Annotated in this window: 21 protein-coding genes and 1 tRNA gene; 12 read left to right on the forward strand and 10 right to left on the reverse strand. The window is 67.9% G+C overall.

Translation table 11 applies throughout. The annotated features are described in order from the left end of the window. Positions 1-84 precede the first annotated feature (84 nt). The 4 genes from BM417_RS11415 to BM417_RS11430 all read left to right on the forward strand — a co-directional run bounded on the left by BM417_RS11415 (position 85) and on the right by BM417_RS11430 (position 2,215). A tRNA-Ser gene (locus BM417_RS11415) sits at positions 85-158 on the forward strand. Between the two features lie 141 nt (positions 159-299). Next, complete coding sequence (locus BM417_RS11420) at positions 300-1,535, forward strand: glycoside hydrolase family 18 protein (protein ID WP_093591471.1); 1,236 nt, start codon at positions 300-302, stop codon at positions 1,533-1,535. A gap of 10 nt (positions 1,536-1,545) precedes the next feature. Next, on the forward strand, positions 1,546-1,968 hold the full coding sequence (locus tag BM417_RS11425) for an MmcQ/YjbR family DNA-binding protein (RefSeq protein ID WP_093591474.1): 423 nt from the start codon (positions 1,546-1,548) through the stop codon (positions 1,966-1,968). Then, positions 1,955-2,215, forward strand: coding sequence for a hypothetical protein (locus BM417_RS11430; RefSeq protein WP_030478439.1), 261 nt, complete (start codon positions 1,955-1,957; stop codon positions 2,213-2,215). Before BM417_RS11425 ends, BM417_RS11430 begins: the two co-directional genes overlap by 14 nt. Here the strand turns inward: BM417_RS11430 and BM417_RS11435 are convergent. Beyond that, entirely contained in the window at positions 2,212-2,826 is a 615-nt protein-coding gene (locus BM417_RS11435; RefSeq protein WP_245821857.1) for a TetR/AcrR family transcriptional regulator, read from the reverse strand. The genes BM417_RS11430 and BM417_RS11435 overlap by 4 nt on opposite strands. A 60-nt stretch (positions 2,827-2,886) precedes the next feature. Here BM417_RS11435 and BM417_RS11440 point away from each other — a divergent pair, with 60 nt between their 5' ends. Beyond that, positions 2,887-3,222 (forward strand): nitroreductase/quinone reductase family protein, encoded by a 336-nt coding sequence (locus tag BM417_RS11440; protein WP_093593530.1) that lies wholly within the window; start codon positions 2,887-2,889, stop codon positions 3,220-3,222. 5 nt (positions 3,223-3,227) lie between these two features. Here the strand turns inward: BM417_RS11440 and BM417_RS11445 are convergent, their stop codons facing one another. Genes BM417_RS11445 through BM417_RS11455 form a run of 3 tightly spaced genes read right to left on the reverse strand, consistent with a single transcriptional unit; the run spans position 3,228 to position 5,337 of the window. Beyond that, entirely contained in the window at positions 3,228-3,803 is a 576-nt protein-coding gene (locus BM417_RS11445) for an ABC transporter permease (protein WP_093591480.1), read from the reverse strand. Between the two features lie 29 nt (positions 3,804-3,832). Then, positions 3,833-4,291, reverse strand: coding sequence for a TetR/AcrR family transcriptional regulator (locus BM417_RS11450; protein ID WP_093591483.1), 459 nt, complete (start codon positions 4,289-4,291; stop codon positions 3,833-3,835). Next, entirely contained in the window at positions 4,288-5,337 is a 1,050-nt protein-coding gene (locus tag BM417_RS11455; RefSeq protein ID WP_093591486.1) for a medium chain dehydrogenase/reductase family protein, read from the reverse strand. Before BM417_RS11455 ends, BM417_RS11450 begins: the two co-directional genes overlap by 4 nt. A 107-nt stretch (positions 5,338-5,444) precedes the next feature. Here BM417_RS11455 and BM417_RS11460 point away from each other — a divergent pair, with 107 nt between their 5' ends. Beyond that, positions 5,445-6,071 (forward strand): TetR/AcrR family transcriptional regulator, encoded by a 627-nt coding sequence (locus tag BM417_RS11460; protein ID WP_218164448.1) that lies wholly within the window; start codon positions 5,445-5,447, stop codon positions 6,069-6,071. A gap of 9 nt (positions 6,072-6,080) precedes the next feature. Here the strand turns inward: BM417_RS11460 and BM417_RS11465 are convergent, their stop codons facing one another. From BM417_RS11465 to BM417_RS11480, 4 genes are all read right to left on the reverse strand, one after another. Further along, positions 6,081-7,025 (reverse strand): ribose-phosphate diphosphokinase, encoded by a 945-nt coding sequence (locus BM417_RS11465; protein WP_093591491.1) that lies wholly within the window; start codon positions 7,023-7,025, stop codon positions 6,081-6,083. A gap of 10 nt (positions 7,026-7,035) precedes the next feature. Continuing rightward, positions 7,036-7,518, reverse strand: a complete 483-nt coding sequence (locus tag BM417_RS11470; protein ID WP_245821858.1) for a hypothetical protein — start codon at positions 7,516-7,518, stop codon at positions 7,036-7,038. Next, on the reverse strand, positions 7,515-9,023 hold the full coding sequence (locus tag BM417_RS11475) for a PHP domain-containing protein (protein WP_093591493.1): 1,509 nt from the start codon (positions 9,021-9,023) through the stop codon (positions 7,515-7,517). Before BM417_RS11475 ends, BM417_RS11470 begins: the two co-directional genes overlap by 4 nt. Before the next feature lie 89 nt (positions 9,024-9,112). After that, on the reverse strand, positions 9,113-9,919 hold the full coding sequence (locus BM417_RS11480; RefSeq protein WP_093591496.1) for a metal-dependent hydrolase: 807 nt from the start codon (positions 9,917-9,919) through the stop codon (positions 9,113-9,115). 272 nt (positions 9,920-10,191) lie between these two features. On the opposite strand from BM417_RS11480, the gene BM417_RS11485 reads away from it, so the two are divergent. The 3 genes from BM417_RS11485 (at position 10,192) to BM417_RS11495 (ending at position 14,676) form a co-directional block, all read left to right on the forward strand. Beyond that, on the forward strand, positions 10,192-11,415 hold the full coding sequence (locus BM417_RS11485) for an NADP-dependent isocitrate dehydrogenase (protein ID WP_093591499.1): 1,224 nt from the start codon (positions 10,192-10,194) through the stop codon (positions 11,413-11,415). Positions 11,416-11,615: 200 nt separating this feature from the next. Next, entirely contained in the window at positions 11,616-11,903 is a 288-nt protein-coding gene (locus tag BM417_RS11490) for an SH3 domain-containing protein (protein ID WP_093591502.1), read from the forward strand. A 142-nt stretch (positions 11,904-12,045) separates the two neighbouring features. Further along, positions 12,046-14,676, forward strand: a complete 2,631-nt coding sequence (locus BM417_RS11495) for a LuxR family transcriptional regulator (protein WP_093591505.1) — start codon at positions 12,046-12,048, stop codon at positions 14,674-14,676. Between the two features lie 28 nt (positions 14,677-14,704). Here the strand turns inward: BM417_RS11495 and BM417_RS11500 are convergent, their stop codons facing one another. Beyond that, complete coding sequence (locus BM417_RS11500; protein WP_093591508.1) at positions 14,705-15,019, reverse strand: hypothetical protein; 315 nt, start codon at positions 15,017-15,019, stop codon at positions 14,705-14,707. A gap of 168 nt (positions 15,020-15,187) precedes the next feature. On the opposite strand from BM417_RS11500, the gene BM417_RS11505 reads away from it, so the two are divergent. Together BM417_RS11505 and BM417_RS11510 are read left to right on the forward strand one after the other, a co-directional pair. Beyond that, on the forward strand, positions 15,188-15,406 hold the full coding sequence (locus BM417_RS11505; RefSeq protein ID WP_093591511.1) for a hypothetical protein: 219 nt from the start codon (positions 15,188-15,190) through the stop codon (positions 15,404-15,406). 11 nt (positions 15,407-15,417) lie between these two features. Then, a complete protein-coding gene (locus BM417_RS11510; protein ID WP_093591513.1) occupies positions 15,418-16,212 on the forward strand; it encodes an exodeoxyribonuclease III in 795 nt (264 codons plus the stop codon). On the opposite strand, the gene BM417_RS11515 is transcribed toward BM417_RS11510, so the two are convergent. Continuing rightward, positions 16,209-16,658, reverse strand: a complete 450-nt coding sequence (locus tag BM417_RS11515) for a hypothetical protein (protein WP_093591516.1) — start codon at positions 16,656-16,658, stop codon at positions 16,209-16,211. The genes BM417_RS11510 and BM417_RS11515 overlap by 4 nt on opposite strands. A gap of 184 nt (positions 16,659-16,842) precedes the next feature. Here BM417_RS11515 and BM417_RS11520 point away from each other — a divergent pair, with 184 nt between their 5' ends. Then, positions 16,843-18,501 (forward strand): TIGR03767 family metallophosphoesterase, encoded by a 1,659-nt coding sequence (locus BM417_RS11520; protein ID WP_093591519.1) that lies wholly within the window; start codon positions 16,843-16,845, stop codon positions 18,499-18,501. Positions 18,502-18,531 lie beyond the last annotated feature (30 nt).

Here is an 18,531-nt window from a genome sequence, read left to right on the forward strand (position 1 = left end):
GTCCGTGAACCTTATTGGGTCCAACACTTTCGCAGGGCATACGGCCCGCAGTTCGCCGACTAGTGTGAAGGGCGCGGTGGCTAAGGGGCCTGTAGCGCAGTGGTCGACGCGCCCTCCGGAACGGAGGGAGAACGCCGGTTCGAATCCGGCCGGTCCCGCTCGGAACGTTCACTGGCTCCCGCCTTTCCTCTTCCTCGTACGGCTCTGCCGTGTCGCCGGTTCAGCTGTTGACGGCAGTGGTCTAGTCCACCTAGCTTGAGAGCAGCGCCGCCGCGCAGTCACCCATCGAGGAGACCGCTATGTTCAGGCGCAGAATCATCGCGGCGGCAACGGCACTCTTGACGGCGGCCACGCTCGCGGCACCGGCATCACAAGCCGCACCACAGCAGGAGATCGGCGCGCAGGCGATCGCGAAACGCGTCGTCGGCTACTTCGTGCAGTGGGGCGTCTACCAGCGCAATTATCACGTGAAGAACATCCGCAGCTCCGGCTCGGCAAGCAAGCTCACGCACATCAACTACGCGTTCGGCAACGTGAGCGGCGGTCGTTGCGTGCTCGGCGACGCCTACGCGGACTACGACAAGTTCTACGACGCCGCGTCCTCTGTGGACGGTACGACGGACACGTGGGACGCGGGTGCGTTGCGCGGCAACTTCAACCAGCTGCGCAAGCTCAAGAAGCTGAACCCGGGCCTCAAGGTCCTGTTCTCGTTCGGCGGCTGGACCTGGTCCGGCGGTTTCCCGGCGGCGGCGAGCAGCCCGAGCGCGGCGGCGGCGTTCGCGGACTCCTGCTACAAGCTCGTCGAGGACCCGCGCTGGGCGGACGTGTTCGACGGCATCGACATCGACTGGGAGTATCCCAACGCGTGCGGACTCACCTGTGACACCAGCGGTTTCAACTCGTTCAAGACGCTGATGCAGGCCGTCAGGAGCCGCTTCGGCAGCGGCAACCTGGTGACCGCCGCGATCACCGCGGACGCGTCGACCGGCGGCAAGATCGACAAAGCCGACTACGCCGGCGCCGCGCAGTACGTGGACTGGTACAACCCGATGACGTACGACTTCTTCGGTGCCTGGGCGGCACAGGGCCCGACCGCCCCGCACTCGCCGCTCACGTCCTACCCCGGCATCCCGACCGCCGGGTTCAACACCGACGCGGCGATCCAGAAGCTCAAGAGCAAGGGCATTCCGGCGAGCAAGATGTTGCTGGGCCTCGGTTTCTACGGCCGCGGCTGGACCGGCGTCACCCAGGCGGCGCCCGGCGGCACGGCGACCGGCGCCGCACCCGGCACGTACGAGGCGGGCATCGAGGACTACAAGGTGCTCAAGACCCGTTGTCCCGCCAACGGAACCGTCGCCGGCACCGCGTACGCCAAGTGCGGCAGCCAGTGGTGGAGCTACGACACCCCGGCCACCGTCCGCAGCAAGATCTCGTGGGCGAGCGGCCAGAACATGGGTGGCGTGTTCTTCTGGGAGCTCTCCGGTGACACGACGAACGGCGAGCTGATCAGCGCGATTCGCGCCGGCACCGGCTGACCCACCGAAAATGGCGCAGGATGTTCGGGTGGACGCACTCGAACACCTGCGCCGCCTCTGTCTCGCGTTGCCAGAGGTGACGGAACGCCTCAGTCACGGCGAACCGACCTGGTTCGTCCGCGGCAAGAAGACCTTCGTGACCTCGGCCGACCATCACCACGACGACCGCAGGGCGTTCTGGTGCGCGGCAGGCCCTGGCATCCAGGAGACCCTCATCGCCCAGGCTCCGGAGAACTACTTCCGGCCGCCGTACGTCGGCCATCGTGGCTGGCTCGGTGTGTATCTGGACGTGCCCGTCGACTGGGACGTCGTCGCGGATCTCGTCGAGGACGCCTATCGGGTGATTGCCCCGAAGACGCTGGTCGCGCAGCTCGACGTTCGAGTTGCCGACCCGAGTGACCTGCCGCAGTCTTCCGCGCATGGCGACCTGTGACGTCTGTGGCAACGAGTACTGGATGGCCTTCGAGGTGCGCACCGTCGGCGGCGGCGTGCACACGTTCGACAGCTTCGAGTGCGCGATCCAACGGCTGGCGCCGCGCTGCGAGCACTGCGACTGCCGCGTGATCGGGCACGGTGTGGAGGTGGAGGGCAAGTTCTTCTGCTGCGCCCACTGCGCGCGGATGGGTTCCGCCGACCTCGGCGCGATGATCCGCGACACCGTCGGCGCCCACCCGGGCTAACTGAGCACGAGGTCCAGGCTGAGTGGCACGGGCGGCGGCAGAACGTCCGTGCCACTGCGGAACGACTCCAGCAGGTAGGCGACGAGGCGCCGGGAGGCGGCCGTCGCGACCTCCACGGGCACGCCGGACAGCCCGCTGTTGGCCATGAGCACCAGCGTCAGGTCGTGCGGTGAGAAGTCGGCCCGCAACTGTCCGCTGTCCTTCGCCCGCCGCACCAACGCCGCGAAGTGCTCCCAGGTCCGGTCGCGCACCTCGGAGTGCAGTTCGGGGAACGAGGCCGTGAACGCGGCGGTGAACCCGCGGTCGGCCGCCTGAAGCAGGCACACCTTCTCGATCACCGTGCAGAGCCCGCGCCACGGGTCCGGGTCGCGCAAAGCGTCGTCGATGACGCCCTGACACACCGCGAACTGCTCGGCGAAGGCCTCCATGACCAGCGATTCCTTGGTGGGGAAGCGCCGGTACAGCGTGGCGATGCCGACTCCGGCCCTGCGTGCGATCGCGGCCATCGGCACTTCCAGCCCGCGTTCGGCGAACAGTTCGCGGGCGACGGTCAGCACCCGTGCCCGGTTCTCGCGGGCGTCGGCGCGCATCTGAGACGGTTCAGCGGTCACTTCTTCTCACTTCGCCTCAAGCGGACGGGGGTCTCCACTTAGCAGGCTACGGTGGTGAGCATGAACTTCAGGAGCCCGATCGTGAACCGCGTCAACAGGTTGATCGTCGGACTGCGTGACGCGCCGCTCGTCGGGAAGCTCGTGCGCAAGGGGATCACCGTCGTGTCCTACACGGGCCGGAAGTCGGGCCGCACGTTCACCACACCCGTTGGCTACCAACGCAAGGGCGACACTGTCGACATCCAGGTGATGATGCCGGACTCCAAGACGTGGTGGCGCAACTTCAACGGCGAGGGCGGTCCGTTGACGCTCGAACTGGATGGCGCCGAGCGGACCGGACACGCGACTTCGCACCGTGACGACAAGGGTCGTGTCACGGTGCGAGTGCAGCTGTAGAAGCCTTACGCCGCAAGGCGTCGACGCTCCAGGAACGCCGCCAGCAGGTAGGCGCCGCCACCCAGCACGGCCAACACGCCGAAGAAACCGGCTCCCGGGACGAACAGCGTCGCGGCGGCGACCAGCATGAGCCACGTGCCCAGGTTGTAGTGCAGCGCGTTGCCGCGGATGGCGCCCTCGGCGATGTAGATCAGGCCGACCACGATGGTCGAGCCGGCGGGCCACAGCACGGTCTGGAGCTCTGGCTTGTCGAACACCGTGCTCACGCCGGTGACCGCTAACGCCAGCGCCGCGAAACCGGTGATCCAGGCCGTGCCGACCAGTTTCTCGGCTCGTCGCCGCGCTTCGGAGGCGGCTTTCTGAGCGCGCAGCGACGCGGTCATGGCGAAGACCGTGCCGGCGAGCAGACCGGCGGCGAGCAGCGCGATCGGCAGCCACGAGGGCATCAGGACGGCGCCGGACCTCGAGAGCAGCGCGGCGCCGTGGCCGAAGACGTAGGCGAACGCGAAACCCAGGTAGGCGGCGCGGTTGTCGACCTCGGTGGACGCGACGGTGGTGGCGCGAACAGCGGTGGCGTTCATGGTGAGGACTCCCGGAAAGTCGGATGAGCTCAGATGAGTGAACTGATCAGGCGCGGTGCGATGACGACGAACTGAGGCGAGCGGCGGATCGCGGCGCGCTGGTCGGCGAGCCCGTGCAGGCCCAGCCAGAACGTCATGGCGCGATCGGAGTCGGCGAGGACTCGGGTGAACAACCGCAGCGCCTGCTCGGAGAGGTCGGCCGCACCGAACATCACGCGGTAGCGGCGGGGGTGCAGAACGGCGAAGTCCAGGTAGGCGAGGCCTGCCGCGTAGGCGTCGGGTGCGCCGAGAACGGCGGCTTCGAGTTCGCGGAAGGCCTCGTGGCACACGGCCGGCAAGATCGCCGTCACATCAGGGAACTGCAGGTAGATCGACGAGGTGGGGACGTCCGCCTCGCGGGACACGGCCCGCAGCGTCACGGCGTCGTCCCGGTCGACCAGGGCGGTCGCCGCCGCCACGATCAGCTGACGGCAGCCCTGCCTGCTCACGGCTCCGGAACGATGACGACCTTGCCCAGCACCGTGCGCGACTCGGCCAGCGCCAGAGCGGAGGCCGCGTCTGACAACGGGATGCGCGCGGCGATCTGCGGCGTCAGCACACCGGCCTTGACCAGCTGAAGCACCTGCGTGAGGTCGTCGCGAAGACGGGCGCGGAACGCGGCGATGCGGAAGCGCTTGCCGGCCCAGAAGTTGTAGAAGCCCGCGCGCTTGCCGTTGGGCAGCAGGTTCCACACCATCAGCTGGCCGAACAGCTTGAGCACCGGCAGCATCGCGTTGCCCGCTTCGTCCTTCGTCGCGGCCGAGCCGTAGTTGACCAGGGCGCCGCCGCGGCGGATCAGTCGCCACGAGTCGTGCAGGGCGGGGCCGCCGACGTGGTCGAACACCGCGTCGACACCTTCCGGCGCCAGCTCACGGATGCGGTCGTACATGTTCGGGTCGCGGTAGTCGACGGGGATCGCGCCGAGCTCGCGGACCGCGTCGTGGTGACGGGCGGAGGCCGTGCCGATCACCTTGATGCCGGCGTGCCGAGCGAGCTGGACCAACGTCGAGCCGACGCCACCGTTCGCGCCCAGCACGACGATCGTGTCGCCGCGCTTGACCTTCGCGGTGCGGTACATCATCTGCCACGCCGTGACGCCGTTGACCACGACGGTCTCGGCGGCGGCCGCGTCCACGCCGTCCGGCACCGGCACCAGGTCGGCGGCCTCGACGATCAGGTGGCTGGCCCACCCGCCGACCTTCGTGACCACGGCGAACCGGTGTCCGCGCAGGTCGCGGTCCACGCCGGGACCTGCGGCGACGACCGTGCCGACGACGTCGTAACCGGGCACGAACGGGAACGCGGGCTGGTCGTAGTACTTGCCCCGGCGCATCTGCTGTTCGGCGAACGAGACGCCGGTGGCGTCCATCCGCAGGACGACCTGACCCCGGCCCGGTGCGGGCAGGTCGCGGACCTGGACCTGCAGGCCGGCGGGCTCGACCACGCCCGGCAGAACGATCTCGGTGGTGCGGGTGGTGGCGGTCGTGGCGTTCATCGTGTGCTCCTTGCGTTCCGGTTGTGCTTACGGACATAAGCTAACGCCCGTAAGTCTAGAAGCGCAAGGCCTAACAGTCATAAACTTTCAGGTGTATGGTTACGGCCGTGACGAACACGGAACCGCGCAGGCGCAACCGCCGAGGTGAGGGCGGGAAACTGCGAGACGAGATCATCGCGGCGGCCCTCGCGCTGCTGGACGAGGGCGGCGACGAACGCGCGGTCACGCTGCGCTCGGTCGCCCGCAAAGCAGGGATCGCGGCACCGTCGATCTACGCGCACTTCGCGGACCAGCCGTCGATCATGCTGGCCGTCGTCCAACAGGAGATGGACACGCTCACCGCCGCCCTGCGCGAGGCCAACGACAACGCGGACCCAGATGCGCGCACACGGCTTTTCGCGGTCGGCAACGCCTACCTGGACTTCGCGCAAGTGCACCCGCAGCGCTACCGGATCATGTTCGGCGGCCTCTGGACGCCGTCGGTGGACGACACCTCGATCACCGACGCCGACCTCGACTCACTGGGCGTGGCGGCGTTCACGCTGCTCGTCGAGGTGCTCGGCGCGTGCATCGAGGAGGGGATCGCGCACGGCAGCGACGACCTCTACGGCGACGCGGTGGCGTTGTGGCTCGGACTGCACGGCCTCGCCCACCAGCGGGCCGTGGTGCGCAAGATGCCAGGACCGGCCGACGTCGGAGACCGGCTGATCAGGGCACTCGCGCACCTGAAGTGACCTCGGTGACTACGGGGCCTCGAACAGCGTCGACACCGACTCGCCGACGTTGATCCGCCGCATCGCCTCGGCCATCGCCGGCGCGATCGACAGCACCTTCAACTTCGGCACCACCTTGTCGGCCGGGATCGGCACGGTGTTCGTGGCGACGATCTCCAGCACGTCCTCGAACGCCTGCAACCGGTCCAACGCCCCGGACGAGAACAGCCCGTGCGTGCAGGCCACCCGGATCGGCCCGGCGCCGCGCTCCCGCAGCTTGTCGATCAGCTCGACCACGGTCGAGCCCTTGGCGATCTCGTCGTCCAGCACGATCACGTCGCGCCCGGCCACCTCGCCGATCACGGTCTGGATCTGCACCTTGTCGTCGGCGAACCGCTGCTTGGCGCCGGCCGCGACCGGCAGGCCCAGGATCCGGGCGAAGTGCGCGGCCTCCTTGGCGTTGCCGAGGTCCGGCGACACCACGACGGTGTTCGACAGGTCGTACTGGGAGAAGTGCGCGGCCAGCTCGCGCAGCGCGTGCAGGTGATCGACGGGCACCGAGAAGAACCCGTGCACCTGCGGTGAGTGCAGCGTCATCGCCAGCACCCGCGACGCGCCCGCGGCGACCATCAGATCGGCGACCAGGCGGCCGCCGATCGAGATCCGGGGCGCGTCCTTCTTGTCCGAACGTGCGTAGGCGTAGTGCGGCAGAACGACGGTCGTGCGCGCGGCGGAGGCGCCACGGGCAGCGTCCAGCATCAGCAGGAGTTCGACGAGGTGTTCCTGCACCGGAGGCACCAGTGGCTGGATCAGGAACACGTCCCGCTCCCGGCAGTTCGCCTGCAACTGCACTTCCAGGCAGTCGTTGGCGAACCGCGTCAGGCGGCTGGGTGACAGCTCGACACCGAGATGACCACAGATCTCCGCGGCGAGTGAGGGATGGGCAGAACCACTGAAGACAGCGATGTCACGCACACCCCGAAACCTAGTCGATGACCAGCACCAACTTGCCGTCGCGGAAGAACGGCGTCAGGTTCCCGCGCGTGTCGACCGTGTGGGTTCCGCGCGGCAGAACGACCTCTATGGCCGTGAACGCGAGGATGTCCGACACGCCATGACGGCCGCGCAACGACCGTTGGCCTTGGTACCGCAGAGCACGTCCCTCGCGGCGGTACTGGTGTGCCTCAGCAGCAGCGGAGGCGCCTACTCGAAGCGCCTCCGGGCCTACCTGACGTGCTGAGGAAGCACCGCGTACGGAGACGCCGAAACCCTGCGCGACCAGTGAGTTCACCACTGCGTCAGACGGGGGAACGGGCAGGAGGAAGGACATCGCGTAGTGGCTGTCGACCTCGTGCACCACGACCGTTCGGGCCGTGGTCAGCACGGTGTCGTGCAGTTCCAACGCGATCTTCTCCGCTTCCCAGCGGTTTTCATAGCCGGCGTCGATGCCGACGAAGGTGCTGGTCACCTGACCTCCACGAAGATCGGGTTGGTGTAGCACCACAGGTCCTCCCACGGGTTCGCGGCTCCGGGTGTGTCCGCCTGCGGTTCGAACGCGCCGCGGTTGCCGTCGGTTCCGCGCATTCGGAGGTAAAAAGGCTCCCGGACGTTGCGGAACGTGTGCGTGAAGACCGCATAGTGCCAGCGCGGCTCGTAGGATCGCTCGACCTTCACATGTGGCGTGGCCAACGTTTCAGATGATGATCGTCCGGTTACCGCGCCCTTGATGAGGTCCAAACGGCGCAATCGTGGCACGAAACCGGCGCTGTTGGGGCGAGTTGCCAGACGTGCTTTGACCAGCACGGTCACGTCCGAACCACGACGAACGCGCAGCCGGCCGCCCATCGTCTCGGTTCCGCCGGACGCGTAAACGTGGAATTGAAGATCATCGACCAAGCCGCCGTGCGAAACCCACGCTCGACCTGCCCTCAAGCCCTCCATCACGGCGCCGCGCGTCCGCCGGGTGGCGCCCACGACGGTCCGGGAGAACTCACCGGGGAAGAAGTCGACATAGGGCGGCAGCACCTGGGGCACCCCGCCCTCGATCGCGTCGAGGTGCTTGCCGGTCAGGTCGAACTGGTCGCCGGGCTCCGGCACGCGGACGATCGTGTCGCGCGAGTTGAAGTGCGAGTCGGAGTTCGACGTGATCCACCAGCCGAGGCCCTCGGCGAGCAACGAGTCCCAGACACCGCCGACCTTCGCCGTCATCCAGTCGAAGCCGCCGTAGGTCCTGTAGGCCTCGGGCGGGTAGGGCGCGTAGGAGTTCGAGCCGGGGCTGTTCGCATAACCGCCGCGGTGGCCGCCGGGACCGCGCAACGGGTCGCCGTCGCCCTGCGCTCCGGGCGCGCCCTCCATGCCGACAACGATGTCGGGGGCCAGGTCGCGCATCGCGCGGAGTTCGTGGGGCGCCACCCGGCCGTTGCGCATCGGGTGGTTCACGAACACCAGCGCGGACTTCATCGTGCCGTTGCGGATCTTGGTCTGCAGGAACCGGATCGCGTCGAGCGCCTTCTTCTCGTTCGCCGGGTTCGAGGCTTCGGCGCCGTTGAGCCGCCAGTCGAACTGCCGCTCGAAGTCCCGCAGCACACCTGCCTCGTCGCGGCAGTCCTCGAAGAACAGCGTCGCGTGCTCGGCGCCGGGGACGTTCCACTCCATCCCGTGCCACAGCAGCAGTTGCGGGAACTTCCGCTTGGCGCGCTGAAGGTCCGCGGCCGTCGCCTCGACGGAGTGCGCCTCGTGCGACGCGTGGCCGTGGTCGGTGATCACGAGCCAGTCCGTGCCGTGCCGCAACGCACCGCGGATCTGCTGCTCGATGGTGTACATGCCGTCGTACGAGTACTGCGTGTGCGTGTGGTGATCGCCGGAGAGCCACTGGTAGCGCGACGTGGCCGAAGCGCTTCCCGTGCCCAGCGCTCCCGCCACGCCGAGCACGCCGGCTCCCTGCAGGAAGCGTCTGCGGGCTACTTCGGACATGGCTGATCCTCCACACGACTGGTCGGGGTTCGTGGAGGCTAGAGCGAACGGGTGAGCCGCAGGTGGACGGCGAATGGCCAGCGGTCGAACTAGATCGGAAGCAGGTCCACCCAGTCCAGGAACGGCAGCGCGCCCGTCCCCTGCAACGCCGCGAGCCCCAGCCAGATCGACAGGATCGTCACGATCGGCCCGACGATCGCCATCTCGACCACACCACCGGTCTTCATCCGCATGATCTTCGGCGGCGCGACCGGGAACCACGTCTTGCCCATGATCGGGATCGGCCACAGGATCGGGCAGCCCTGCTCGGTGATCGCGTCCCCGACGTAGTGCGCGAAACACCCGATGCCGACCGCGATCCCGCACGCCGCCGCGGAAGCGTCCGTCTGCGAGGTCCACGCGATCATCGCCCAGGTGATCCCCGCCGACACCGCGGTGATCAGCAACGCGTCCTGCTTGGGGCACCAGTCGTTCATGATGCCGCGCACCGCCAGACCGGCGAACACGAACATCAGCACCGGCAGCGCCCACTTCTGGCTGTTCTGAATGACCGCGGCGGTGAAGACGGCGGCGAACAACGCGAAGACGAGCGTGTGCGTGAGACCGCGATGTCCGCCGTCTCGCTTGGAATCCCGCTTCAGGCGTGTCGTCCGATAGACGAAGCTGCTCAACGCGTTGATGCCCGCGGACAGCCCGCTGCTCAACGCTCCGAACGTGCGCGAGATGGTCGATCCGGGGTGGTCCAGGTCGGGCAGAAGTGCCGCGCCAGTGGCGAGAACCGCTCCCACGGCCCAGCTCTGCGGCGAGAGCTGGCCGATCGGGTGAGTCGACGCGATCGCGGTGACGGCGCTCCAGGCGAGCAGCCCGCTCATCGCATGTGTTGGCCCAGTTGACACTTACGCCCCTTCTAGTGATCACCCGACCGTGCTGACAGTAGTCGTGGCTTGAACGCCGCCGGGGCCGAACTCGTTCAACGGCGAAGAAGATCGACTCATGCCTGGTGGGGCCCTCTCTCGTGGTGACCAGTGGGCGAGAGGACTACGGTTCACACCAATGGCGCAGTGCTTGGCGTCAGTTGAATCGATGTAACCAGGGTCGCAGGCGCAGGACGGCGGTTTACCAGTACGCTTGTCCTGCTTGCATCGTCGCGAGAGGAGCGCCCAGGATTATGGGCAAGATCAAGGTTCAGGGCACCGTCGTCGAACTCGACGGCGACGAGATGACCCGGATCATCTGGCAGTTCATCAAGGACAAGCTGATCCACCCGTACCTGGACGTCACTCTGGAGTACTACGACCTGGGCATTGAGCACCGGGACGCCACCGACGACCAGGTCACGATCGACGCCGCCAACGCCATCAAGAAGCACGGCGTCGGCGTCAAGTGCGCCACCATCACCCCTGATGAGGCGCGCGTCGAGGAGTTCGGCCTGAAGAAGATGTGGGTCTCGCCGAACGGCACGATCCGCAACATCCTCGGCGGTGTCGTCTTCCGCGAGCCGATCATCATCTCCAACGTCCCGCGGCTGGTCCCCGGCTGGACGAAGCCGATCATCATCGGCCGTCACGCCCACGGCGACCAGTACAAGGCCACCAACTTCAAGGTGCCCGGCGCCGGCAAGCTCACGATCACGTTCCAGCCGGAGGACGGCTCGGACCCGATCGAGCACGTCGTCACCGAGTTCCCGGCGGAGGGCGGTGTGGCGATGGGCATGTACAACTACAACAAGTCCATCGAGGACTTCGCCCGCGCCTCGTTCTCCTACGGCCTGCAGCGGGGCTACCCCGTCTACATGTCGACGAAGAACACGATCCTGAAGGCCTACGACGGCGCCTTCAAGGACATCTTCGAGCGCGTGTTCAACGAGGAGTTCAAGGCCGAGTTCGACGCCAAGGGCCTCACCTACGAGCACCGCCTCATCGACGACATGGTCGCCGCTGCCATGAAGTGGGAGGGCGGCTACGTCTGGGCGTGCAAGAACTACGACGGTGACGTCCAGTCCGACACGGTCGCGCAGGGCTTCGGCTCGCTCGGCCTCATGACGTCGGTCCTGATGACCCCGGACGGCAAGACGGTCGAGGCCGAGGCCGCGCACGGCACCGTGACGCGTCACTTCCGCCAGCACCAGGCCGGCAAGCCGACCTCCACGAACCCCATCGCGTCGATCTACGCGTGGACCCGTGGCCTCATGCACCGCGGCAAGCTGGACAACACCCCCGAGGTGATCCGCTTCGCCGAGGCGCTCGAGGAGGTCGTGATCGAGACCGTCGAGGCCGGTCAGATGACCAAGGACCTGGCCCTGCTGATCAGCAAGGACCAGCCGTGGCTGACCACCGAGGACTTCCTCGGCGCGCTCGACGAGAACCTCAAGAAGAAGATGGCGTCGTTCTGACGGTCGCCTGATTCGAGTACGTGAGAAGGCCACCCCGGTCACACCGGGGTGGCCTTTCCCGTTCCACGTCACCCGGTCGGTTCCTCTTGCGGGTGGTTGCCGCGCCGCGCCGTCCACACAGGTCTTTCAGCCGCTATATCTGCTGTTCCAGGGCTTGTGCGTGCGGAGGCGTCGCGATGTTTGGTGTTCCGGTTCGGGGAATGATCGTCATTGGTGTGCTCGGGGTCGCCGGCGTCATGTACGCCGTGAACGGCGGCAAGCCGATGGGCAGTGACAAGGGGTCGGAGATCTGCAAGATCACGGTGACCGCGGACATCCTCAACGTCCGGTCCGGGCCCGGTGACATGCAGCCGATCGTCTCGACCATGCCGCGCGACGCGGTGACCGACGCGCAGGGCCGCGTCGAGAACGGCTACCGGATGCTGAGCGACCGGCGCTGGGTGAGCCAGTCGTTCGTCGCGCTGACCAGCGACTCCACCTGCAAGTAGCGAAAATTCCAGGTGTTTCCCGGTCCGGAAAGCCCTTTCCTGCTCGGGCCGCTCTCCCTAGGATTGATCCGGCTGGCCTAGCGCGGTCAGCCGGAACGCGCCGCCACGTGTTCGAAGAGCGTGCGGCGAAAGGACGTATTCGGTGGCGGTCGCTGGTTGTGTGGTGTCCGACCGCAAGCGCGAGCTGACGGCTCTGCGCGACGCGCTGGAGGCGGCCTGTGCGGGCGCTCCTTCGGTGGTGTGCGTCGAGGGCCGCATGGGCATGGGCAAGACGTCCGTGCTGGCCGAGACCGTGCGGATGGCCCGTGAGCTGGGCTTCCAGGTCTTCCGCGCGCAGTGTTCCGCCTCGGAGTCGGGGTTCCGGTTCGGCGTGGTCGCGCAGCTCTTCGAGAGCGAGGCCGACGATATCCTCGACGGGGACGCCGACCAGGCGGCGATGCACCGGTTGCACCGGCTCGTGCGCGAGATCTCGCTGGGTGCTCCGGTGCTGCTGGCCGTCGACGACGTGGAGCAGGCCGATGCCCATTCGTTGAAGTTCCTGTCCTACCTGAGAAGACGGCTCAGTGACCTGCCCGTCGCCGTCGTGGTGACGCGGGGGCTGGCGGTCGACGCGACGTCGTTGCTGCGCGAGGTGGTCGGTGACGCCGTGCGCGTTCGGCTCGTCGGCCTTGATCAGGCGGGGTGTGCCCGGTTCTTGCGCGCGTTGTTCGCTTCGGGCGTCACCGACGAGGTGGTCGCCGACTGGCGGGTGGCGACCGGTGGCAACCCGTATCTCCTCGGCCTGCGGCCTCGCGACCTCGGGGAACGCTCTGGCGAACTGGTAGCGCGGCTTTCGTCGGCCGGGTCTTCGGTGGTGGCGCTGGCGCGGTCGTTCGCGGTGCTCGGCGAGGCCGATCTGGCGCTGGCGGGCGCGGCGGCCGGGCTGGGACCGCAGGAGGCCGTGGACGCGTCACGGGCGTTGGGCGGCTTGGGGTTCGCGGGCGTGCCGATGGTGCTGTCGACGTTGGCGCAGAGCACGACCGCGTTGGACCGGGCGGCGATCCACGCGCGGGCGGCCCGGTTCCGGCACGACGACCAGGCGCCCGTCGACGTCGTGGCGGCGCATCTGCTGGAGGCCGCGCCGATCGGGGAGGACTGGGTGCGGGACGTGCTGCGCGCGGTCGCCCGGAAGTCCACTTCGGACAGAGCGATCGCCTGTCTGCGCAGGCTTTTGCGCGAACCACTGCCGGACGACCTGCGCGGCGAGGTGCTGGTCGAGCTGAGCGAGGCGCAGTCGCTGGTCGATCCGGGTGCGGCCCGCGCGTCGTTGACCAAGGCCGCGGGTGCGTCGATGGACGTGCCGGCGGAGGGGCGGATGGCGTTGCTGCTCGCCTACGACCTGGCCGGGCGGCGGCTGTACCGGGACGCGGTCGCGAAGGTCGAGTCGGTCATCGCGCGCGTCTGCGGTGCGGACCCGGACTTGGCTCAGCGGCTGGACCTGTACGCGTTGTCGCTGGGTTTGGAGGAGTCGTTCTTCTCCGGCGAGGTGGAGACGCGGATCGCGCGGCTGCTGGGTTCGCGGATGACGTCGGCTCGCAACGCGCGCTTTCTGAACACCCTGCTGGCTTATCGGGGCGCGACGATCGGCGCGAACCCCGGCGAGACGCGGCGGCGGGTGCAGGCCGCGCTGCCGTTGCACATCGGGCGGGACCTGATCGACCAGTTCTCGTTCGCGCACATGATCGTGGCGTTGATCGGGATCGACGAGTACGAGATGGCGGACCGGCAGTGCGAGGAGGCGCTGCGGGTGACGTACGAACGCGATCTCGCCCTGTGCGCGGCGCTGGTGCAGGGGTTGCGGTGTCACGTGGCGCGACGGCTGGGTTCGTTGGCGGTGGCGGAACAACTCGGCCTGGCGTCGCTGGCACGGTTGGACGCGGTGGGCGCGGGTCAGGACGGCAACATCGTGGCCGCAGTCGCCGGGCTGGCCGGCGTGTGGGTGGACACGGGCGACACGACCTCGGCGTCGCGGCTCGTGCGCGAACGCTCGCTCGACGGCGATCTCCCCGAGTACTCGCACTACAACGCGCTTCTGCACCAGCGCGGCCGTCTGCACATGGCGTCGGGAGATCCGGTTTCGGCGTTGCGCGACCACCTCTTGTGCGGTCAGCGCATGGAACGCCGTGGCGCGCGCAACCCGTCCTTGCAGCCGTGGCGCTCGCACGCGGCGTTGGCGCACTTGGCGTTGGGGGAGCGGGATCAGGCCGCCCGGCTGGCGTTCCAGGAGCTGGAACTGGCCCGCGACTGGGGACTCGCCGTGCCGATCGGGGTCTCTTCGAGGGTCGCCGGTGTGGTGGCTTCGGACGTTCTGCTGCTGGAGGAGGCCGTGTCGACGTTGCGCGGCACCCCGGCCCGGCTAGAACTGGCGCGGGCGCTCGTCGACTGGGGCGTGGTGCTGCGGTCGCTCGGCCGTGGCCCGGAGGCGCTGGCGGCGTTGCGGCAGGGCCACGACGTGGCGAAGAGGTGCGGCGCGATTCCGTTGATGGGCCTCGCGGCACGGGAGTTGCGTGCGGCCGGCGGACGTCCGGCGCGCGTGCCGTCGGGTTCGGTGCTCACCGCGCAGGAAGAACACATCGTGCGGCGCGCGGTGCACGGCCTGACGAACCGGCAAATCGCGGCGGAGTTGTTCGTGACGCCACGGGCCGTCGAACTGCATCTGACCCGCGCCTATCGAAAACTGGGCATTTCCGGGCGCCGGGACCTGGCCGCCGCATTGGAAAAGGCCGGCGCGTGAGGGCGGCGCCGGCCTTTTCCCGCTCGTCCTACTTGAGGACGATGATGCCCAGCGCGAAGATCTTGCCGCCCAGCTTCAGCCCCTTGACGTCGACGCTCGCGCCGACCTTCAGCTCACCGGAGATGATGGTCTTCACGACGTCGTAGTCCACGTCCACCGTCGTCGAGGCGTCGACCTTGACCTTGATGGACTTGCCCTTGACGACCGCGACGACCTCGCCGGTCAGGTCCGCGGAAACCTCGGCCGACTGCGCCGGCGCCGGCGCGGCGAAGGCCTGAGCGGCACCACCGAACAGCACGGCGGTGGCGGCGAGACCGACGAGAACACCCTTGATCGCGTTCATTTCTTCTCCTTGATGCTGTTCGTGCTTCGGGGAGATTTCCTGGGCCCGCCGAAAGAATGTCCGTCGCACTTCCGCACGCTCAAGGCCTTCGGTTCAACATTTCGTTGTCCCCGAAGCGCGCCTTTGCATTGGTCAACGACTTCGGTGGCGTGTGGCAAACTTGCGGGCATGCTGCGGAACATGTTTCGGTGGGGCAGATCCAAGGGCGTCACGCAGTGCTCCTGCGACCCCGAGTGGCAGGGCCTCTACACCGAGATCGACGGCCAGCGCCAGCTGGCGCTGCCCCGCGACGAGATGGCCACCCTCGTCGGCTACCTCGACCTGACCGCACACTGCGCCGGCTGCGGTGCCGAGTACCCGAAGCCCTGGGGCCTGGCCTCCCAGTAGGCTCCTTCGTCGTGCTCACGGTCTCCACGGTCAACGTCAACGGTCTGCGCGCCGCCGCGAAGAAGGGCTACCTCTCGTGGCTCGCCACTTCCTCGGCCGATGTGGTGTGCCTCCAGGAGGTTCGCGCCGAACCCGCCGAGCTCGCTGCCGACGTCCACTCACCTGAGGGCTGGTACGGCGTGTACGCCCCGTCCTCCTTGAAGGGCCGCGCGGGCGTGGGCGTTCTCTCGCGCGTAGAGCCCACTTCGGTGCGCATCGGCTTCGGTACCGCCGAGTTCGAGGCGAGCGGCCGCTACGTGGAGATCGAACTGCCCGGCGTCGTCGTGGCGTCGCTGTACCTGCCGTCCGGCGACGTCGGCACCGAGAAGCAGGACGAGAAGGACCGCTTCATGGCGGCCTTCCTGCCGTACCTGGTGTCGCTGCGGGAGAAGGCGGCTGTAGCGGGCCGTGAGGTGCTCGTGTGCGGTGACTGGAACATCGCGCACCAGCAGGCGGACCTGAAGAACTGGAAGACGAACCAGAAGGAGTCCGGCTTCCTGCCTTATGAGCGGGAGTGGATGACCTCGGTGTTCGCCTCTGGGTACAACGACGTGATGCGCTCCTTGCATCCGGACGTGGTTGGGCCCTACTCGTGGTGGTCGTACCGCGGCAAGGCGTTCGACAACGATTCCGGGTGGAGGATCGACTACCAGGTCGCCACCGATGGGCTGGCGGCTCGGGCACGGACCGCCGTGGTGGAGCGGGCGGCGACGTACGCCGAGCGCTGGTCGGACCACGCCCCGGTCACCGTCGAGTACGAGGACTAGGTCCGCCGCCTCCGCGTCGCCCACAGGTGCTGCAACCCCAGCCCGAGCCCGGCCACCCCCACCACCCCGAGGATCACAGGCACCGCGTACGGATAACCGGCCTCTCCGGCCTCCGTGAACACCTCGCCCTTGGCGCCGATGTCGAACGCACGGATGGTGTCGCCGCGCTGCAGCCCACGCGGCATCCCGTTGCGCACGTGCACATCGGAAAGCGTGACCTTGCCGTCGTCGCTGACGAACGTGCCGGTGCGGGTGTAGCAGCGGAACGAGCACTCCGGCACGTCGCCGACGGTGTAGGTGCCGACCGTGCCGAGGCTGAAGCCGATCCTGAAGGCCTTCGGGGCCATCGGGATCGCGATGGCCAGCAGAACCACGCCGACCACGATCGCGATGGCGGCGATCATGTTGTCGCTCTCTGACGCCTCACGGTCGTTGTCTCTCGCCACGTCATACCCCCTGTGTTGGGCAACCACGCTTCAACGCCGTCAGGCACGTGCCTGTTGCGAGTTACTCCGAGTGATCCAGCCCGAACAGCCTTTATCGCTCTTGTCGCCCACCTGACGGCTCGATTCAACCCACCCGTTCCCCGAATATGAACACGATTCACCATCGATGAATCGGGGGCGGCTCATGACAGGGTTCAACCGGCGTTCGTTCCTCCTGGCGATGGGTGTAGGCGCCGCAGGCGTGCCACTCCTGGACCGCCAAGCGTTTGCGTCCACGGCGGGCACCACGCTCGACGTCACGGCCGCGCCGATCGGCGCCAGCGGCTACCGCAGGCTCACGGCGGGCCCCGGCTGGCCGACGGTCGTCCGCGGTGACCTCGTCGCCGCGAAACCCAACCGGGAAGCCAGGCGCCGCGCGCTGACCAGCTTCGTGCAGTTCTCCGACATGCACATCTGCGACGCCCAGAGCCCGCTCCGGTTCGAGTACCTGCACCCGATCATGGGGTCCAGCGCGCACCGGCCGCAGGAAGCCCTCACCACGCAAGGCTCCACGTCGCTCGTCAAGCGCGTCAACGCCGTTCGCCAAGGACCGCTGACCGGCAGGCCGTTCGACTTCCTCATGACGACCGGCGACAACACCGACAACCACGAGAACATCGAGCTCGACTGGTTCCTCACGGTCCTCAACGGCGGCCGCATCACGCCGAACACCGGCGACGCGCGGTACGAAGGCGTGCAGAACGCGGGCATCAGCACGTTCTGGCAGCCGGACCTGAGCGGTAGCGACGACTACAAGGCACAGGGTTTCCCGCAGCTCAACGGGCTGCTCGACGCGGCCGTCCGCGAGTTCACGAGCCCCGGCCTGAACATCCCCTGGTACTCCACGATCGGCAACCACGACGACAGCGTGGTCGGTGCGCTGCCGGACGGGTTGCTCGACAGCTGGTACACCGGCCGCAAGAAGATCGTGGGGTTCGGCGACCCCGTGCAGAACGCCAAGGTCGCGCAGGCGTTCAACGATCCCAAGGCCATCCCGGAAGCGATGGCCATCCTCGCGAGTGGCGGCGTCGTCCGCACCGTGACGCCGGACAGTCGGCGCAGGCTGTTCAACACTGGTGAGTTCGTGCGCAAGCATCTGCCGTCGGGTGGGCACGGCTACACGGACGCCAACGCGGACGGCGTGGACGTCTTCTACACGTTCCGGATGGCTCCTGGTGTCACGGGCATCAGCATGGACACCACGAACCTCGCAGGGTTCTCCACGGGCTCCATAGGGCTGCATCAGCTCAACTGGATCGAGAAGACCCTCAAGCGCAACAGCTCGCTCTACTACGACTGGCTGGGCCTGCCGCAACGGCAGAACGTCACCGACGAGCTGTTCGTGCTCTTCAGTCACCACACGAGCACGACGATGGGCAACGTTCTGCCGGACAAGCGCCGGCCGCTCGACCCGCGGATGAACGGCGACGCGCTGCTGAATCTCCTGCACCGCTTCCCGAACGTGCTGGCGTGGGTCAACGGCCACACGCACCGCAACGTGATCACCCCGCATCGGCACAACACGCCGTCGCGGAGCTTCTGGGAGATCAACACCGCCGCGCACGTCGACTACCCGCAGCACGCCCGCGTGATCGAGGTCGCGGACAACGCGGACGGCACGTTGTCGCTGTTCACGACGTTGCTCGAAGCGGACGCGCCGTACCGGGTCGACTACGACGACCGCAGCGACACCGGGCTCGCCAGCCTGTGCCGGGAGTTCACCTACAACGACATCCACTCGCGGACGAACCCGCTGGGTACGCCGCTCGACCGGAACACGGAACTGCTCGTCGCCGTCCGCTGAGTGGGATGTCCCACAGCCCGTCGCACCTGA

Origin of the sequence: Lentzea waywayandensis (genome assembly GCF_900115955.1) — a bacterium.
Classification (GTDB): Bacteria; Actinomycetota; Actinomycetes; order Mycobacteriales; family Pseudonocardiaceae; genus Lentzea; species Lentzea waywayandensis.